We start from the raw sequence: 16,281 nt of genomic DNA on the forward strand, positions 1-16,281 counted from the left end.
GGAGAGGCAAGCTTTAGTGGCTTAACCAGACCTACGTAAAATCGGGTGAGGCCCATTGAGACCCGTACAGGGCTGTGGCACTCCCGGCGCTGAGCCTTCTGGATTAGGCTATTGGGAGTGTTTCAACGACTGTGTCAAGTCAACCGAACGTCATGTGAAACATGAGCCCAAGCATGTTTAAGAAAGCAGCCTGCCAGTACTTTTTAAATTTTGTCTGAGACCAAATCGGCTCACACCTATTTGTAAATCACTTAAAGAAGTGACATGCGTCACCAAACACCTGACTCGACAGCACCGAGTGCCGTGGAGGAGCGGGCATCTAGCAGAGGAAAGTGGTGGAAAAGATTGGTCAAGGTCCGGGTCTATGTTGGGGGAGTTGAGGGTCAATGTGTAGGTAGTCCACAGAGGATTGACACCTTACCGCTTTTCCTCTACACTCGTTTCATGTAACACTTGTGGAGGATACGCTGACTGATTCCCGCATTATGCTTCACCCCTGATGGGACGCCCCCCCAACCCCCAAGCCAAAGCTGACCTGCTGCACAACGCTGCCGCCTACGTCCTGGAACACGGCCTGAGCGACCTCAGCCTGCGCCCCCTCGCCACCGCCGTTGGCGTCAGTCCTAGGCTGCTGCTGTACCACTTCGGCAGCAAAGAAAACCTCGTCACCGAAGTGTTGGCGAATATCTTCCAGCGGCAGGCCCAGTTGTTTACGGCCCCCGACCCCGACTTCTCCCCGAGCCAACGCTTGGACGCCTTGTGGGCGCAACTCGCCAGCAACAGCATGAAGCCGTTTCTGCGCAGCCTCTTTGAAGTTGAACTCCGCGCGATGGACGGCGATCCTCATTACGCCCAGTTCGCCACAGAGGCCTTGCAGGGCTGGTTGGCGTTGGCCGCCGCGCACTTAACAGACGCCCCAGAACCGGTCGCCCGCGTGCTACTGAGCAGCCTGACAGGACTGCTGGTGATCCGCTTCTCCACCGGCGACGAACAAGGCACGGATGAGGGCTACCGGGCGCTGAAAGAGCTGCTCCTGGACGCCGCCTACCTGTAAAGGAGTTCTGTATGACCTGGATCAACACCGCGCCCGTCATCGCCGGCGTCGCCACCCTGCTGTTTGCCCTGGCGTACTCGCTGTCCAGCGGCACTGCCCCAAAAGGCAAGTGGATGATGCCTTTCTTCCTCTCTGTCCTGTTCCTCGGCTTCTCGGTGTATGCGGGCCTGAGTGAAGGCGCCACGGGCTTCTGGCCCGAACACATTCGCCACCTGTGGGGCAATCAAATTTGGTTTGATTTGCTGCTGGCGGCCAGCGTGGGGCTCTTCCTGCTGGTGCCCAAAGCCAAGTCGCTGGGGATCAACCCATTGCCTTGGGCGGTGCTGACGGTGGCGACGGGAAGTATCGGCCTGCTGGCGTTTCTGGCGTTCGTCCTATGGACACAGGAGCACGGAGGGCACAACGCCGCAGGCTGAGCCCGCGCACGAGCGCAACAGACAAAGTTGCCACAACCCTCTACACGAAGGCCCCTGCACAGACTGTGACCACTTGACCCGTCATGCCGCTGGCCAGATCAGAGGCCAAAAACGCTGCTGTTCCTGCCGTCTCGGCCACCGTGATGGGACGCCCCAGAGGCGGCAGCGTCATGGCTGGAGGCGTGCCGAAGGTGGCGATGGTGCCGGCCACCGTCTCTTGAATGGTGCGCGTTTCAGGCATGCCAGATCCCCGCACGCAGTTCACGCGGATCCCCTGCGGTCCGTATTCACCAGCCAGCGCGCGCGTGAGGCCCTCAATGGCCGCACAAGCGGCGCTGATGCCGGCCATGCCCGGCGCAGTCATCCGGCTGAGCGTCGCAGTCAGGGTCACAATCGACCCGCCTTCCGGTTGTCGGGCCATGTGGTGCGCTGCAGCGCGGGACGTCAAGAACGTGGAGCCCACCAGCGTGCGCAGAGGGATCAAAAAGTCTTCAAGCTCCTGCAGGTTTGAGGAGGCCGGGTACCCTAGGTCACGGGGCCGACCACCAATGCCATTGAACACCGTGTCGATGCGGCCTGCGTGCTGATGCACGGCGGCGACGTACTCCCTCACAGCTTGAGAATCGGTGGCGTCGACCACCTGGGTTTCAGCGTGGCCACCCGCGGCCCGAATCTCTTCCGCTAGGGCGCTCAGAGTGTCCGCACGACGTCCAGAAAGCCACACGGTCGCGCCCTCACGGGCGTAAGTGCGGGCCACCTGAGACGCGATGGCTCCAGTGGCGGCGAAGATCAGGGCGTGTTTATCCGTGAGCAACATAGGTCTCCTTTGAGATGAGCAGAGCAGAGAGCAGCCCTGTATCTGAACAGGCGGGGCTTGGTTCTGCCTGTGACGTAACTCTAATGTTATCAGTGCTCATATTCTGTGCGAATGTGAACAATGCTAACTTAGGGGGTGGCTGATTCCTACCACCATGGCAACCTGCGCGCCGTCCTTTTAGATGCTGCTCGTGACCTTCTCACAGAGGGGGGGGTAGCCGCTCTTTCCCTCCGGGAGTTGGCGCGGCGCGTCCACGTCAGTCCTGCAGCGCCCTACAACCACTTCCGAGATAAGGCAGAACTTGTGACGGCCTTAGTTCAAGACGGCCTCGCCCGGCTGGATTTAGAGTCGAGTGAGGCCGTGGCACAAGTGAATGATCCGCGCGAAAAACTTCGTGCTTTGGGCGTCGCCTACATCCGTTTTGCGGTCGCGCATCCAGCGCAGTTCCGCATCATGTTCCGGCCTGAACTGAGTCACCCACCTGCCGTGTCCGATCTAGAACACGGCCCCGTGTTTGGTGTCCTGATGAAGGTCGTCGACGAATTGGGTGCCTCACACACGCTGGCCCACGACCGCCTGACGACGGCGATCACCGCTTGGAGCCTGGTGCACGGCTTGGCAGCCCTGTTGGTGGACGGCCCGTTGCAGCCTTTAGCGCAGGATCGCCAACAGGTCGACCAGTTGGCTCAGGCTGTGACCGCACAGCTGCTCATTTGAGCTCAGTGCAGGAGGCGGTCAGGGTGGAAAGGGTCCGCTTTCTGAGCGTGACCGTGCCGTAACGGTCGATGACGCTTGAAACCACGGTGGAGCCTCCTGGGCACCATGAAGTGTTGTGTCGCCTCAACTGGGCTGAGGGAGGCTGACCGTCCGTGACGGATCCAAAACCTATCGCCAGCAGTTCCCGACGACAATCACGCTGTCTGGCTGTACCACCTGCCACCCTGGGCGGAGCGTTACACCTCCCACGCCGCGCAGTGATCTTGGCCACTTCCCATCGATATCCGTGAAGCCATCCTCGTCGCTGCATTCAGCGGCCACGATCACCTGACCTGGCTAACCTGCCCAATTCATCCACTTTCAGGAGTAAGCAAAAGAGGCAAAACGTCGCGTCCTGCCGGGTTGTGCAGATGGCTCCCGACGATCCCCAGCAACCGCACCGCTCGCTCTTGAACTGGCTCACGCGTCAACAATTGTGTCGCTCCGCGGTGAAGATCGCTCGCCAAAGACACTGGGACAGACCATGAGAGTTGCCGTCCAACAAACTCGAAGGGAGTGAACTTGGGTTGACCTGCTCTGCTCTTACTGATCCTTCAGTGAGAACCTTTCAGCAGCGGCACCAGGAACCCTCTTTCAGCCGGTGGTGGCGATTTCTGCAATCCATCCCCGCCCGCACGTTCCGTCCCAACCCTAGGCCCGCATCCGACGTGCTCAATTGAGCCAGTGGTCAAGCGGCTTGCCACCCAGGTTCAGGCACTGGACTTCGTCGCTGTGGCTTCAGTGCCTCTTCCAATTTCGACGCGGGGAACCTCACAGGCAGGTGGACGCCATCTCCTACTCTTCTTGATTGCTTTTGCGCACGACGCCCTCACGCCACGCGAAGACAGCCGCCTGCGTGCGATCAGTGACGCGCAGTTTGCTCAACACATTGCTCACATGTCCTTTCACGGTCTTCTCTCCAATTTCCAACCGCCGGGCGATCGCGGCATTGGTGTCCCCGGCTGCGATCAGCTTCAGAATCTCGAGTTCCCGCTTCGTCAATTCGGTGAACGCATTCGGGGTGACTTCCTTGGGCCCGAACGTTTCCCGGATCACCCGAGCCGCCACTCGGGGGTGCAGGGTGGCTTCGCCCCGCGCGGCCAGACGCACGGTTTCGAGGAGTGCCTGCGGCGTGAGCGTTTTAAGCACATAGGACAAAGCACCTGCCCGCAGCGCAGGAAAGATATGCTCGTCTTGGGCGTGAGACGTCAGCACGACCACTTGCGTGGCAGGGCTCACGTGTTTCACTTGCCGAGTTGCCTCGACGCCATCCATCGCCGGGAGCAGCAAATCCATCAACACCACATTCGGTTGATGCCGCTCGGCGAGCGCGACCGCTTCCTCTCCTGAGCTCGCCTCGGCGACCACTGAAACGTCGTCGAACGCCTCGAGAAACGCCCGTACTCCCTGCCGGACCAAGGCGTGGTCGTCTACCATCAAGACAGTGATGACGTTCTTCATTGCTGTTCTCCTCGGCGAATGCCTGCACAGTAGACCCTGGGCACCTCATTCGAGCGGTGACCGCTTCCTCTGGCTTGCCACATTGATTGGACGCGGTCACAAGCGGTGCTCTTCCTCTCCCACCTGGGCACCTGATGCGGATAAGACGTTCACTGGAATGTGCGCGACGACACGGGTTCCCTTCCCCGGCATGCCGCTGATCTCAAACGCGCCGCCGAGCGCTTCGACGCGCGCTCGCATGGAGTCGAGGCCTATGCCGATCCCCGCCGCCGTGGGTGTGAAGCCGATACCGTCGTCGGACACAGTTAGGTTGACAGCGGCCGCGTCTGCGTGAACTCGCAGATTCACGGACGACGCACGGCTGTGCCGGGCAACATTCGCTAACGCTTCCCCCACCACCAGCAGGAGCGCCCGCTCAATGTGCGGCGGGAGGGGAACCAGGACAACGTGGCTTTCGACGGAGACGTCGGTGCGCCGCGCCCAAGCCTCGACATGCTCGCGCAACACCAGGCCAAGTTCCGGACGGTTCAGCGGGCGCCACTCGCTGAGCAGCTCTGCGAGTTCGCGCTGCGATTGGTGCAGCAAGGCAGTCACGTCGTCGAGGTGCTGGGCCGCTTGCACAGGCTCCTGCGCCAACCTCATCCTCGCCGCACCGACGTGCATGGCGGCCGCGAACAACTGCTGCTTGACGCTGTCGTGCAAGTCCCGCGCGAGACGGTGACGCTCCTCGGCCGCCGCGAGCTCTTGACGCGCCTGAACGAGCCGCTGCACTTCGCTGGCCATCCGGTTGAGGTGGCGGGCCAGAAGGCCCAATTCGTCTGATGCGCGCTCGTCGGCTCGACGGGCAAAGTCGCCGCGACTCCAGCTTTGTGAGACGAGTGCAAGGTCACTCAGGCGCCGAACCAGTGGACGCGCACTCAGGAAGCCGAACAAGGCGCCGACTGGCATGGCGAACAGCGTGATCAGCCCAGCGCTGATCGACATGAGCGGCAAGACGTCCGCGCCGCCCAAGAGGTGTTGAAGCGTCGGTCTCACCTCCACGAGAACCGCGCCGATCACGCGGCCCGAGGAAGCGCGAACGGCCGCCGCCGACCACACAACAGGTCCGGCGGCGGTGAAGACAAACGTGCCCCGGCGGGCTTGAGCGACGACACTCGGGGGGAGACGCGGGAGATGTAACACCACGCGCGGAGGGCCACCGAGCGCGGACAACACTTGTCCATCGTTGTCTACGACAATCAGACTGCCCGCTTGAGCATCCAACGTGAAGTCAAGCACGGTGCCTGTCGGTTCACTGGCCACCTTCCGGAAGGTTGCGAGCCGGGCTTCAAGGACGAGCTGACGAGCGCTGCCCTGCAGGGCAGCGAATTCGGGAGCCACAACCGAGGCGACTTGCGCAGCGGCCATTGGCAGTGCCCGTTGGGCCTGCGCAAAAAACCACAGGGCGAGGCTCAGTACCAGCAGCAATTCAAGCGCCAGTAGGGCACTGATCGTCACCAACGCGTACGAGACCGTGAGCTTCCAGCGCAAACGCGGAGCGGTGGGCGTCACGAGGATCGTCCTCGTGGCCCTAAGAAAGTGCGGTCCGTGCGCCATGTTCTTTCAGTGTAAGGCGGTGCGAGTGACTCCATCCAGTTCATGTTTCATGACCACCCATGAGGGCGCCACCGTCCCTGGACGGGTCTCAGGCCGGACTGAGGGCGTGGCACTGCGCCCTGTGGACGGCGCCTGGACCCTGCCTACAGGCGCATGAACTTCCCGCCTGTGGACGGAGGCGCCGACAGCACTGCATTCCTATCCTATGCACACGTACTTGGTCACGCTTCGTCAGAAAGCTATGACGATCACACGTTTTGAAAGGAACCCATGAAAATCACGCACCGCACCGCCCTTCCATTGGCTTTGACCTCCTTCGCCGCCGTCGCCCTCGGAGCCACAGCGTTCACTCAACGGCGGGCCACCGACCAGACAACCGCCAAAATAGACAGCTACTTGCGCGCTCAACTGGCTTCGGGCCGCTTCATGGGTTCGGTGCTCGTCGTCCGTGGCGATAAGATTATTCTCAAACAAGGGTACGGATCGGCAAACCTTGAGTTCAGCGCTGCTAACACTCCCGACACGGTCTTCCGCATTGGTTCACTCACAAAGCAGTTCACCGCTGCGGCCGTTTTGCAGCTGCAAGAACGTGGCCTGCTCGATGTCAAGAACACGCTCGACACCTATCTCCCGGACTATCCGCAAGGCGAGCGCATTACCCTGCATCAATTGCTGACTCATACGGCCGGCCTGCCCGAAGTGCTCGAACGTCCGGAGGTCGCCGATGGACGCCGAACCTTCACCCTTGATGAGTTGATCTCGACGTTCCAGAACCTCCCACTCAAGTTCGCGCCCGGCTCACAATTTCAGTACAGCAATTCAGGCTACGTGCTGCTCACAAAAGTGATCGAGGTCGTCTCTGGTCAGTCGTACGCTTCGTACCTTGATCAACACATCTTCTTGCCGTTGAAGATGACGCACACGGCTTACGACGACGTACGACCCACTGTGAACAACCGTGCTTCGGGCTATGTGTACGGCGGCCGCACCTACAGTAACGCCAATTTTGTCGACTTGTCGATTCCTGTAGGCGCGGGCGCACTTCGCAGCACCCTTGAGGACCTGCAGCTTTGGGAACGCGCCCTTGAAAACGGCCGCGTGCTCCGCCCGCTCTCGAGGAAAGCCATGATCACCCCGCACGCCCGTTTCAAACTCGCCGGTGCGGACGCCACTTACGGGTACGGTCAGTTCCTCACGGTGCAACGCGGGCGCGGCGCCATTGAACACAACGGCGGCATCGACGGCTTCAGCTCAGCGCTCAGCACTTACCCGGCTGAAGGGCTGGTCGTGATTGTACTCAGCAACGTGCAGGATCTGCCCGCGCTTGAGGTCGCCCATACGCTCGCATCAATCGTGTTTGGCGAGCCCTACGAACTTCCCAAGGTGCGCGGGGCCATTGATATTGCTCCTGCTGAATTACAGCGATACGTGGGTCGATACCAAGGTGCAGAAGACTTCGACGTAACCGTGTTGCTGCGGGGCGGGCAGTTGTTCGCGGTTCCAGCGGGTGGAGCAGAAATTGCACTGTTCGCTTCAGCTAAAAATGAGTTTTTCTTAAAGGCCTTGGACGCTCAGGTGACATTTAGGACGGATCAAAATGGCACTGTGACGGGCTTGGTCTTCGATGACGCAGAGTCTGGCGCACCGCCCGTGTCCGCTCGGAAGGCAAAATGATCTGGAGCTTCACTCACATCTCTGAGTTGAGAGGCAAAAGCAACAGTGTGGGTAGAGTTCGGCTGATTCCCTTGGCCCCGGCGTTCCTCAACGGTTCGGCTGGGGTGGTGGGCTGGGGACGCTCTAGTATCCATGGCCCGAGCACAACGCCGCCGCCGTGCTCCTCACGCCAGTGTTCTGCCCGTCTGGGAAGCTCATCGCGTCATTCGTCAGCAGGGCAGCAGCGATCTTCCACAGAGTCTTGACGCCCACTCCGAGCAGGACACTCCACGAAATGGCCCCTAAGCGTTAGCTGGATTCTCCTGATCTCGCGTTGAGGGAGGGAAAATCAAGGCGAGGACGCCCTCCGGGTGGACAGCAGGTTTCAAGACGGCCCCACGGCCCACGACTCATTCCTTCGCGCCGTCACACAAAAAATCTTCCCTGGCTCAACTTCAACCCTTGGCCTGTAGGTGCAGGGAACACACCAAGCCTGGGCGTGCCGTATCGAAGCGCGTTCACGGACACGCTTCGGGAACGGGTGCGCTCGGCCACAGAGCAAACAGTCAAGAGGATTCAGCCCAAGACGTCCGGCTGGCACAGAGAAACCAGCCGGACGTTGTGACCCGCCCACCCTCATTCCAGCTGAGCCACGGCTACCACCTTTTTCTGCTCCTCTGACCAGAGAACCACGCTCTGAAAGCCGGCGGACATATCCACGCCACTGGGCAACGCGAATTCAAAGTTGCCTTTGAACTGGGTCAGGCCACCCAGCCGCAAGCCCAAACCGCTAGACACCAAAGTGCGGTTGCCCTGCTGCGGCGTGCCTTTGGACAGCCAGACTTGCAGGCCTGCGCTGGCGGCGGTGCTGAACTTGTGCAGCAGCAGATGGGTCGTCCCGTCGCGGTTTCGAAACACCACGACGGTGCCCCGTGTGGCCGTGGCGGTGCCCCCAAAGGTGCCCGTTCGCTCCACGAGGCCACTCAGCGGCACAGCGCTTTGGGCCGCGGCCCAGAGCGATCCGGTGAGAAAAAAGGCTAAGGCAGTAGATCGGCTCAAGTTCATTGGGATTCTCCCGGTCGGCGGTGCGAGAAGGCGGTCACGCGGCGGTTTACTGGGCCGTGAGCGGGAGGCGGAACATGACCTTCACGTCGGTTTGGGGATCGGCACCTGGAATGGCGATCCGGTGCTGGGCGAACGTGACGTTGAAGGCGGTCTTGACCTCGATCACCGAGCCGTCGGCGGCTTCAGTCAGGGTCACGGGCGAGACAAGCGGCACGGTGACGCCGTTGAGGTTGAGCGTGCCTTCGACGGTTCCTGTCAGGGTCTGGCCAGCTTGGATGCGGGAGGCGGTGTTGAGCTTCTTAAGGGTAAAGACGGCGGTGGGGTGCTGGGCGACCCCAAGAAAATTCCGGGCGTGTTCGTCGCGCAGGGCAATACCCGTATTCAGCTTGACGAGCCCCAAGGTCACGGTGCCGTGGGCCGCGTTCAGGTCGTTGGGGGAAAACGTCAACTTGGGGGTCACGCCTTCGATCTTGCCAGGCACCGGGATGCCCGTGACCCGGAAATTGAAGCTGGCTGCCCCCGAGGTGTTGGTCACAGCAATGGGCGCGGGACCCCGGCCCAGGTAGCTCTGGGCACCGAGAGCAGCGGCGGCCCCCAACAAGATCACTCCTGCCGCGGCCCACGCCAGACGGGGACGGCTCAACCGGAGGCGGGGGAAGGGGGACGGAAGCGGTGGACTGACGGTGGAGGTTTTCATCTTCGGTGCTCCTGGTGAAACGGGTGGGTTGGGGATGACTTGCTTCAACTGTACACTTATAAGTAACCACTGTCAATGAGTTTAGAAAGTTATTAAAGAATGACACTGGCTCACCCCAAGTTGGGGTGAGGATGGGCTTGGCCGGCGAGACGCTGGACAACCCTCTCGCGATTAGATCAAGGAAGAACGCGCTCTGAGGGTGGTTGACCCTCTCCTGAACGGAAGGACCATGACTTCGGGACATGGAGCAGGTCTGCCCTTGGTGGTTCCCCTCCCCTGCTGTTTCACAACACCTCTCCCACAGGTGGGAAAGGCAACCGCAAAAGCCCGAGACTCTTTTAATTCTGCACCCCATTCAGGACTTGAAACGCTGTCTTCGCAGGACTCGGCGCTGAATGAAGCTGTTGATCAAGCCAGATAGAATTCATGCCTAACGTGGTTCAGGCGTCAGAACGGTATCAGATTGACGGTTGAGGAGATTTTACGTCTGATGTGAAAAAAACAAGCCCCAAAGGGGGCTCCGTATCAGCAGAGTTTCACCGCTCAAATCCACCTGTGTCTGATACTGAATGTTTTCTGAATAAAATGGTTGTTCGGCGGTTATAATTGAGCGGAAACGACCCCAGGTGACTTTGGCGCAGTGCCGCGGCCCCTTCCGATCAATGGGCCAGGGGTCGGCGTCCTCGTTCAAAGGGTCACGCTTTCCTGGGGAGGAGCCAAATTACCGAACCAGCAGGCAAGTCACGTTGAAGGAGAGTCTCCCTTGCACCCATGGAGTGCTGGCCCGATTCACACGGCGCTACCACCCTGACCCAGCGCGAAACGTATTTTACCGAGTTCAAATGGGAGGCCATAGGGCCTGCGCATCCCAACGAGAATATCGTGGGCAGGGTCTGTGCCCCTTCCAGACGTGGATCAACGCCGAGCAGCGCCACTCTCAGTGGGCGTTTCCCAGTCAAGGATGCCGCCTGCGATCAGCTCAGCGCATACGCAGCTCCAGAAAGCAGTCCGCCTCTCATGTCTGTGGGCTCCCGTCCACTGCACTCTCAATCAAGGTTAAGCCTGAGAGTCAACAGCGTTGGCGTACACCCGTGAGGTCAGAAAAAGAATCAGGATCAAGGCAATGAGACAACAATGACCCGCTGCTTGCACATCGTTGTGATTGACGACAATAGTGCTGACCTGCTCTTAGCCGAAGAAGTCTTTGCCACCTTCAGCAATCAGGTGACCGTAGCGACCTATCAAAGCGGTCAAGACGATCTCAAGGCCATTCAGTCTTCGGAGGCCGTCTATCCCGATGTAGTGCTGCTGGACATCAACATGCCGCAGATGAGCGGCCTTGATGTGCTGCAAGCTCTGAAGGCCGATGAACGGTTGAAGCTTATTTCAGTGGTCATGTTGACCACGTCGGTTGCGCCGCAAGATGTGACGCAGGCGTATTCGCTGTTTGCCTGTTCGTATATGGTCAAGGCCGCGGACTTTTCCAGCTTCGTTCAGCAAGTCGAGAGCTTTCTAAAGTTTTGGAAGATTAACCGCTTGCTGAACTGGCTGACCCCACTGTCCTTTGAAACTGGCTCAACAGCGTCTGGTTGCCTTTGATCATTGCACTGCTCATCCGCTTGAACTGAGCCAGCGTGCGGATACGTCAATCCGGAAAGGCGCCCCGCTGAGGTCGCCTTTAAATTCTGAGGGGCGGAGTGGAGCCCATGTTCAGGCTGCACCTCCATGAGGGCATCAGAAAGAAGCGTCTCACTGTAGGATTTCTCGCTGTTTTACCCTAGGGCATGAAGGTGCTGACGCATGCCAGCGAGTGGGTGCTCGTCGAAACGGAAGGCGAGGTCATCCGGCTGGTGCGCTGTCTGGATCGGTACGTTGCCTATCCCAACAGACAGGGCGTGCATGGGGGGGAGACGGTGCAAGTCTGGGAAGATGAACAGGGAAAGGTGATTCGCCTGAGCCGGGCCCCCACGCCTGAGGCCCTCTGGGCGGCGCAGGCGTGGGTGTGAGAGATGACGCTCGCCGCACCGCCCGGATGAATCTTTACTTCCAGTGGCAGACCTCACCTTGCGGGTTAAGTCGGCCATATCTGTTGTTTAACCTTAAGGGCGAGGTGCTAGGCACAGGGGCATGAACCAGCCGGGCTTAAGTTTACCTCTCCAGAGATTTTCGCTGGCTCAGACGAGCGCCGAGAACCTGGACACGCTCATTTCAGTGTCCCTGAATGATCATTTTCAAGCCGCTGCATGCAGCGGCCTATTGACCCGGTCACGGGAAGCACATCAGAACGGCAGGAGCCGCGAACTGATGACCAACGTGGTATACCGCTGGGCGTAGAGGTCGGGCGGGCTGTGCGAAACGCGCCGCCTGGAGGATGGACTGCATGACCAAACCGCTTCAAGTGCTCCTCATCTCCGGCAGCGTGCGTGCGGCCTCCACGAATACTGCGGTACTCACGACTGTGCAGCACATCGCTCCAGAAGGGGTACGAGCAGTGATGTATACAGGGTTGGCGCGCCTCCCGCATTTCAATCCCGATGATGACCGAGACCCCCTGCATCCAGAGGTGGCAGCCCTGCGCACCCACATCAAAGCCGCGGACGCGCTGTTGTTTTCAACGCCCGAGTACGCCGGCAGTTTGCCTGGATCGTTCAAGAACCTGTTGGACTGGAGTATTGGAGGCGGGGAAATGAACGGTCAGCCGGTCGCTTGGATCAATGCGGCGGGATGCGGCGCGCCGACAGGGGCCGTGGACGCCCATGCAACCTTACTCAAGGTGCTGAGCTATACCGGGTCAGTCGTCGTCGAAGGCGCGTGCATGCGGCTTCCCGTGGAGCGCCGCATGGTGGGGAATCAGGACACCATCACTGATCCTGCGGTTCGGACTCAACTCATGGTGGTGATCGAACAACTAGCACGCCATCTGCGAGCAGCGTCGTCTTAGAACGACAGCTGCGGTTATTCAGGTTTGTCCGGATCCGTTGATTTCGCCCTTACTCAAGAATCACAACAAGCCCCGTGTGCCCTCGCAGATCTAGGGCCAGTGCAGCTGTAGAGCTGGCAGCCTTGGTGGCCTACTGAACAAGGGGGGGACAGCTGAAAGGCTCCTGGCCACATCTGGGCCCCTGGTGGGTGAACGTTTTCTTCCGGAGCAGACGGCCTGTCGCCCGTCGCGGTCAGTTGGATGTCAATGCGAGCTGCTTTTGAGTAGTCGAAAGTTACGCAGTTGCTGCAGTTGATCTCAACTTGCTGCCAGCTGATGACCGGTAGCCAAGTGTTAAAACCTCACCAGACTGGTTGATCCGATTGGTCTTGGTACATCAGGTTCGGCTGGTGGGCACCACCCCGACCGTCCGGCCGCAAGTGACAAGTGATTGTGCCGCTGAAGGTGCTCACGGCTGGGGGCGCCTTGCTGTTGCCGCTTGTGCCTATGCCCATTTCAGGCCTGGTAATCGGCCTGATTGGACTGCGTTTGATTCATATAGTCTTGGGCGTTCGGGGATGGTTCGCCAGTGAAAACGTCGGCCGTCAAGATGTCCATTGACTGGAAGGAAATGGTCGGCGAGGGGTTCCCGCTCAATACAACCATCACGGCCACATTACGGTTTCGGGTTGAGGCCACTGACTTCGAGAGGCAAGTGCATTTCCTTTGCCCATCCAGCCCGTGGTGGCTCTTCCGCAAGGTGGATCCCACCTGAGCAAGGATGCGCCTGCAACTGATCTGCACTTCCGTGAATTGCGTCGTTTCACGACGTCTCCTCGCCCTCAAGCTGAATAAATCACTGCTGAGATGGCGAGCATTGGTCTCTATTTCGCCCGTCCAGTTTTTTGGTGGCACTCCAAGGGGCGCCGTTCCCCTTTCATGGGATCTGCTGTGTTTGACTTGATCTTCGAGACCGCTCCTCCTTCGCCTCTGTATTTGCGTGATCCCGAATCAGCTGCTGCGTGACCTGAACAAACAGCGGCACGGCTGCCTTGTCTGTCCCCCGCTTCCAGGCCACCACCAGCTCCATTTGCGGCGTCGGTTCGCAAATCCGCCGAAACGCGACCCGCTCTCTGGACGCGCGTGCCAAAGGCCCGTAGACAAATGTGACCACCGCGAGGGAGGCCACAAGCCGCGCGTTGGTGCTGTGCGAGTACATCACGCTGCCTTGCCTTCCATCGTCAGCACCTGCGGGACGAAGCCCGCTTGGCGGCAGCAGGACAACACGTAGTCATGAAACCGCGCACTCAGCGTCCGTGAAGGCAGCAGCAACCGTTCGTTCCGCAGGTCAATCAGCCGCAGTTCCGCCTGCGCTGTTAACGGATGGTCTTCCGGCAGCATCGCCCAAACTTCCTCTGTCACGAAGGGCAGGTACTCGATCTCAGGTTGATGGTGGGGGGTGCGCACAAAGCCGATGTCCAGTTCGTTGGCCAACAACTTGGTGAGCTGCTGATCACTGAACAGTTCATGCTGCTCAACCCCCAACGTTGGAAACAGGTCTGCAAACTTCGCCAACACTTCTGGAATCAGCCCATAGGTGGCGTACTGAGGAAAGCCCACGCGCAGCTTGGCCTGACCCGCAGCACTGAGCAGTTCCGAAGTGGCGAGTTCGAGTTCCGTCAACACATTTTGGGCGTGCTGGAGGAAGGCCCGGCCAGCGTCGGTGAGCGTGACCACCCGACTCGTCCGGTCCAGCAGACGTGTTCCCAGTTCACCTTCCAATTGCTGAATGACCCGGGAAAAGGCGGGTTGAGAGAGGAAGACCCGGGCGGCCGCCCGAGTAAAGTTGCGTTCTTCTGCCACCGCCACAAACGCCCGAACATGACGCAGCTCCATGCCGTGTTGTAGCATCCATACCTTCAGTGCATGGTCAGGTCTTCAAAAAAGTATTGGACGCTCCCGGAGTGCCTCAGCGATACTGTGAGGGTCTCACAGTGCACAACCTGTTAGAACGATTTCTCTTTGGCCGATGATAGACGAGGGCGTCTCGCTGACGAGCGCTCTACCACGGATGACCAGCACGCCTAAACTGCCGTTCACAGCCCTTCTGTTCGGCGCCTGCACACCCCAAGCTTGAGCACATGGAACAGTGACAGTCCGTTGACCACGAGTGCACGCTGACCTGAGACTGACCACTCGGCCATCTCGACGAACCGTGGAGTGATGCAGAGAAGTAGGACACGGGGAGCAACGTCTGGTCTCAGGGCTGAAGCTTTGGCCTGTATGTCCTGTGGGCAGAACAACTTCACTCTTCTGGAGGTTTTCCTATGACTGCAGCTGAATCCGAAACGGGCCGAACCTTCTCGCCTCACGTTCAGCAGATCCACACCTACCTGGAGGCGGCCACGCGTCAGGACCTGGCCACTGCCGCCGATGTCTTCGCTCCGACCCTGATCTACCGCGTGCCTGGACAGAATGTGTTGTCCGGTGAGACGACAGGTCAGCAGGCGGCGTTGACCTCCTTTGGCCAGATCATGGAGCTGACGCAGGGCACCTACCGGGTGCGGCAGGTTCAGGATTATCTGGAAGATGCTGACCATGTCCTGATGCTGGCTGCTGAGCAGGCCAGCATCGACGGTCAGGAACACCGTTGGGATCGCCTGATCCTCTTTACTTTTCAGGACGACAAGATTGAGCAAGTAGAGCTGTTTGAAGATGATCAACTGGTTCTGGATACGTTCTTGGGCCGGACAGACCGGGCCGTAGGCGCCGCGGCACAGGGAGAGGCCTGGACGCCTGGCCCGCCGGAGATGTCCGGCCAAGTGGATGATCCGCGCGTGCAGGCGATCATGGCGTATCAGCTCAACGTGGCACGGGGTGACCTGGACGCGGCCCGCACCATCTTCGATCCCAACGTGGAGTACTACGTCTCGGGCCAGAATGTGCTCGCAGGGGAGTACCGTGGCCCAGATCAGGTGATGGGCTATTTCGCCCGATTGGGTGCGCTGACGGACGGCACGTACGGCATCTCCCGCATGCGGTGGCTGACCAGTTCCCAACGCGTGGCCCTGGTGACCCGGAACCACGCGGCCCGTCAGGGAAGGCAGCTGTCGTGGGATGAAGTCATTGTGTTCCTGTTCCAAGACGGGAAAAAGCGCCGCATTGACCTGTTTTCTGGAGATCAGTACGGCGTCGACGTTTTGTTCGGGAACACCTAGACACAGGCGTGGAAGCGGCCGTCTTCCAGCAGCACGCCGTTTGAGTCGCCGTTAAACCCGTACACTGTTCCGCCAAACGACCCTGGGGAGTAGGGTGCGAAACACGCGGGCACTCACGAGGAGAACAGGCATGAGCAACGCCAGCAGCCGAATTCAATCGTCGGGCTTGCCGCGCACCGCTGCTGGCCATCCACGCTGGGTGTGGCTGGCCCTGACCGGCATCGGCGTCCATCAGCTTCAGAGTCTGTTGGACGCCCCTGAAGAACGCACTTTCCGAACGGTGAATCTCGGACTGATCGTCTGGTTGGCGGCTGGAAGTCCCCCGCTGCCACCGGCCTCTCGAGGGGCGGTCTGGACTCTTCTCAGTCTTCCGCCACTGTTGGGTGCCGTCTTCGGACATCTGCTCCCCATCGCACGGGGCGAACCGGTGCCGCTGTCCAGTGAAACCGCGCCGCTGAATGTTGCCGGAGCGGCGCTGCTGTTGGTGCTCGGGATTGCGTTGCTCAGGGATGCGTGAGCGTGGAGAGTGTTGGAACGGCGCAGAGGCTCCTGCACTTCTGGAGGAGCCCTCGCCATCCAGAATAGGTCAACATGTGGGGCCGTGCCTGGGACATCAGCATCCCGGAGT

Annotated in this window: 15 protein-coding genes; 9 read left to right on the plus strand and 6 right to left on the minus strand. The window is 60.0% G+C overall.

The features are described 5' to 3' along the window. The first annotated feature begins 499 nt into the window (after positions 1 to 499). On the plus strand, positions 500 to 1,054 hold the full coding sequence (locus E7T06_RS18895; RefSeq protein ID WP_136367317.1) for a TetR/AcrR family transcriptional regulator: 555 nt from the start codon (positions 500 to 502) through the stop codon (positions 1,052 to 1,054). A gap of 11 nt (positions 1,055 to 1,065) precedes the next feature. Then, positions 1,066 to 1,470, plus strand: coding sequence for a hypothetical protein (locus E7T06_RS18900; protein WP_136367318.1), 405 nt, complete (start codon positions 1,066 to 1,068; stop codon positions 1,468 to 1,470). A gap of 40 nt (positions 1,471 to 1,510) precedes the next feature. Here E7T06_RS18900 and E7T06_RS18905 read toward each other — a convergent pair whose 3' ends face one another. Beyond that, positions 1,511 to 2,287 (minus strand): SDR family oxidoreductase, encoded by a 777-nt coding sequence (locus E7T06_RS18905; RefSeq protein WP_136367319.1) that lies wholly within the window; start codon positions 2,285 to 2,287, stop codon positions 1,511 to 1,513. Between the two features lie 303 nt (positions 2,288 to 2,590). Here E7T06_RS18905 and E7T06_RS18910 point away from each other — a divergent pair, with 303 nt between their 5' ends. Beyond that, a complete protein-coding gene (locus E7T06_RS18910; RefSeq protein WP_240741182.1) occupies positions 2,591 to 3,004 on the plus strand; it encodes a TetR-like C-terminal domain-containing protein in 414 nt (137 codons plus the stop codon). An 834-nt stretch (positions 3,005 to 3,838) separates the two neighbouring features. Here the strand turns inward: E7T06_RS18910 and E7T06_RS18915 are convergent. Further along, on the minus strand, positions 3,839 to 4,504 hold the full coding sequence (locus tag E7T06_RS18915) for a response regulator transcription factor (RefSeq protein ID WP_136367321.1): 666 nt from the start codon (positions 4,502 to 4,504) through the stop codon (positions 3,839 to 3,841). A gap of 96 nt (positions 4,505 to 4,600) precedes the next feature. Then, complete coding sequence (locus E7T06_RS18920; protein ID WP_168733655.1) at positions 4,601 to 6,055, minus strand: sensor histidine kinase; 1,455 nt, start codon at positions 6,053 to 6,055, stop codon at positions 4,601 to 4,603. A gap of 315 nt (positions 6,056 to 6,370) precedes the next feature. Between E7T06_RS18920 and E7T06_RS18925 the strand changes: the two genes are divergently transcribed. Further along, positions 6,371 to 7,774 (plus strand): serine hydrolase, encoded by a 1,404-nt coding sequence (locus tag E7T06_RS18925; protein WP_136367323.1) that lies wholly within the window; start codon positions 6,371 to 6,373, stop codon positions 7,772 to 7,774. Between the two features lie 615 nt (positions 7,775 to 8,389). Here the strand turns inward: E7T06_RS18925 and E7T06_RS18930 are convergent. Continuing rightward, the gene (locus E7T06_RS18930; protein ID WP_136367324.1) at positions 8,390 to 8,818 is read right to left on the minus strand and encodes a DM13 domain-containing protein; all 429 of its coding nucleotides are present in this window, start codon (positions 8,816 to 8,818) and stop codon (positions 8,390 to 8,392) included. A 46-nt stretch (positions 8,819 to 8,864) separates the two neighbouring features. Further along, positions 8,865 to 9,515 (minus strand): YceI family protein, encoded by a 651-nt coding sequence (locus E7T06_RS18935; RefSeq protein ID WP_136367325.1) that lies wholly within the window; start codon positions 9,513 to 9,515, stop codon positions 8,865 to 8,867. Between the two features lie 1,134 nt (positions 9,516 to 10,649). Between E7T06_RS18935 and E7T06_RS18940 the strand changes: the two genes are divergently transcribed. From E7T06_RS18940 to E7T06_RS18950, 3 genes are all read left to right on the plus strand, one after another. Continuing rightward, positions 10,650 to 11,114, plus strand: coding sequence for a response regulator (locus E7T06_RS18940; RefSeq protein ID WP_136367326.1), 465 nt, complete (start codon positions 10,650 to 10,652; stop codon positions 11,112 to 11,114). A gap of 185 nt (positions 11,115 to 11,299) precedes the next feature. Next, positions 11,300 to 11,521, plus strand: a complete 222-nt coding sequence (locus E7T06_RS18945) for a hypothetical protein (RefSeq protein ID WP_136367327.1) — start codon at positions 11,300 to 11,302, stop codon at positions 11,519 to 11,521. 374 nt (positions 11,522 to 11,895) lie between these two features. Further along, the gene (locus tag E7T06_RS18950; protein ID WP_136367328.1) at positions 11,896 to 12,456 is read left to right on the plus strand and encodes an NADPH-dependent FMN reductase; all 561 of its coding nucleotides are present in this window, start codon (positions 11,896 to 11,898) and stop codon (positions 12,454 to 12,456) included. Between the two features lie 1,197 nt (positions 12,457 to 13,653). On the opposite strand, the gene E7T06_RS18955 is transcribed toward E7T06_RS18950, so the two are convergent. Next, positions 13,654 to 14,346 carry a LysR substrate-binding domain-containing protein gene (locus E7T06_RS18955; RefSeq protein ID WP_136367329.1) on the minus strand — a complete coding sequence of 231 codons (693 nt, stop codon included), beginning with the start codon at positions 14,344 to 14,346 and terminating at the stop codon, positions 13,654 to 13,656. Between the two features lie 416 nt (positions 14,347 to 14,762). On the opposite strand from E7T06_RS18955, the gene E7T06_RS18960 reads away from it, so the two are divergent. Both E7T06_RS18960 and E7T06_RS18965 read left to right on the plus strand, forming a co-directional pair. Further along, complete coding sequence (locus E7T06_RS18960; protein WP_136367330.1) at positions 14,763 to 15,653, plus strand: nuclear transport factor 2 family protein; 891 nt, start codon at positions 14,763 to 14,765, stop codon at positions 15,651 to 15,653. A gap of 130 nt (positions 15,654 to 15,783) precedes the next feature. Beyond that, the gene (locus E7T06_RS18965; protein ID WP_136367331.1) at positions 15,784 to 16,170 is read left to right on the plus strand and encodes a hypothetical protein; all 387 of its coding nucleotides are present in this window, start codon (positions 15,784 to 15,786) and stop codon (positions 16,168 to 16,170) included. Positions 16,171 to 16,281: the final 111 nt, after the last annotated feature.

Source organism: Deinococcus sp. Arct2-2, from assembly GCF_004801315.1.
GTDB lineage: Bacteria > Deinococcota > Deinococci > Deinococcales > Deinococcaceae > Deinococcus.

Excerpts from the sequence above, each read along its gene's own strand:
- E7T06_RS18895 (WP_136367317.1), top strand. The coding sequence starts at position 500 with ATGGGACGCCCCCCCAACCCCCAAGCCAAAGCTGACCTGCTGCACAAC.
- E7T06_RS18900 (WP_136367318.1), top strand. The coding sequence starts at position 1,066 with ATGACCTGGATCAACACCGCGCCCGTCATCGCCGGCGTCGCCACCCTG.
- E7T06_RS18905 (WP_136367319.1), bottom strand. The coding sequence starts at position 2,287 with ATGTTGCTCACGGATAAACACGCCCTGATCTTCGCCGCCACTGGAGCC.
- E7T06_RS18915 (WP_136367321.1), bottom strand. The coding sequence starts at position 4,504 with ATGAAGAACGTCATCACTGTCTTGATGGTAGACGACCACGCCTTGGTC.
- E7T06_RS18925 (WP_136367323.1), top strand. The coding sequence starts at position 6,371 with ATGAAAATCACGCACCGCACCGCCCTTCCATTGGCTTTGACCTCCTTC.
- E7T06_RS18930 (WP_136367324.1), bottom strand. The coding sequence starts at position 8,818 with ATGAACTTGAGCCGATCTACTGCCTTAGCCTTTTTTCTCACCGGATCG.
- E7T06_RS18935 (WP_136367325.1), bottom strand. The coding sequence starts at position 9,515 with ATGAAAACCTCCACCGTCAGTCCACCGCTTCCGTCCCCCTTCCCCCGC.
- E7T06_RS18940 (WP_136367326.1), top strand. The coding sequence starts at position 10,650 with ATGACCCGCTGCTTGCACATCGTTGTGATTGACGACAATAGTGCTGAC.
- E7T06_RS18945 (WP_136367327.1), top strand. The coding sequence starts at position 11,300 with ATGAAGGTGCTGACGCATGCCAGCGAGTGGGTGCTCGTCGAAACGGAA.
- E7T06_RS18950 (WP_136367328.1), top strand. The coding sequence starts at position 11,896 with ATGACCAAACCGCTTCAAGTGCTCCTCATCTCCGGCAGCGTGCGTGCG.
- E7T06_RS18955 (WP_136367329.1), bottom strand. The coding sequence starts at position 14,346 with ATGCTACAACACGGCATGGAGCTGCGTCATGTTCGGGCGTTTGTGGCG.
- E7T06_RS18960 (WP_136367330.1), top strand. The coding sequence starts at position 14,763 with ATGACTGCAGCTGAATCCGAAACGGGCCGAACCTTCTCGCCTCACGTT.
- E7T06_RS18965 (WP_136367331.1), top strand. The coding sequence starts at position 15,784 with ATGAGCAACGCCAGCAGCCGAATTCAATCGTCGGGCTTGCCGCGCACC.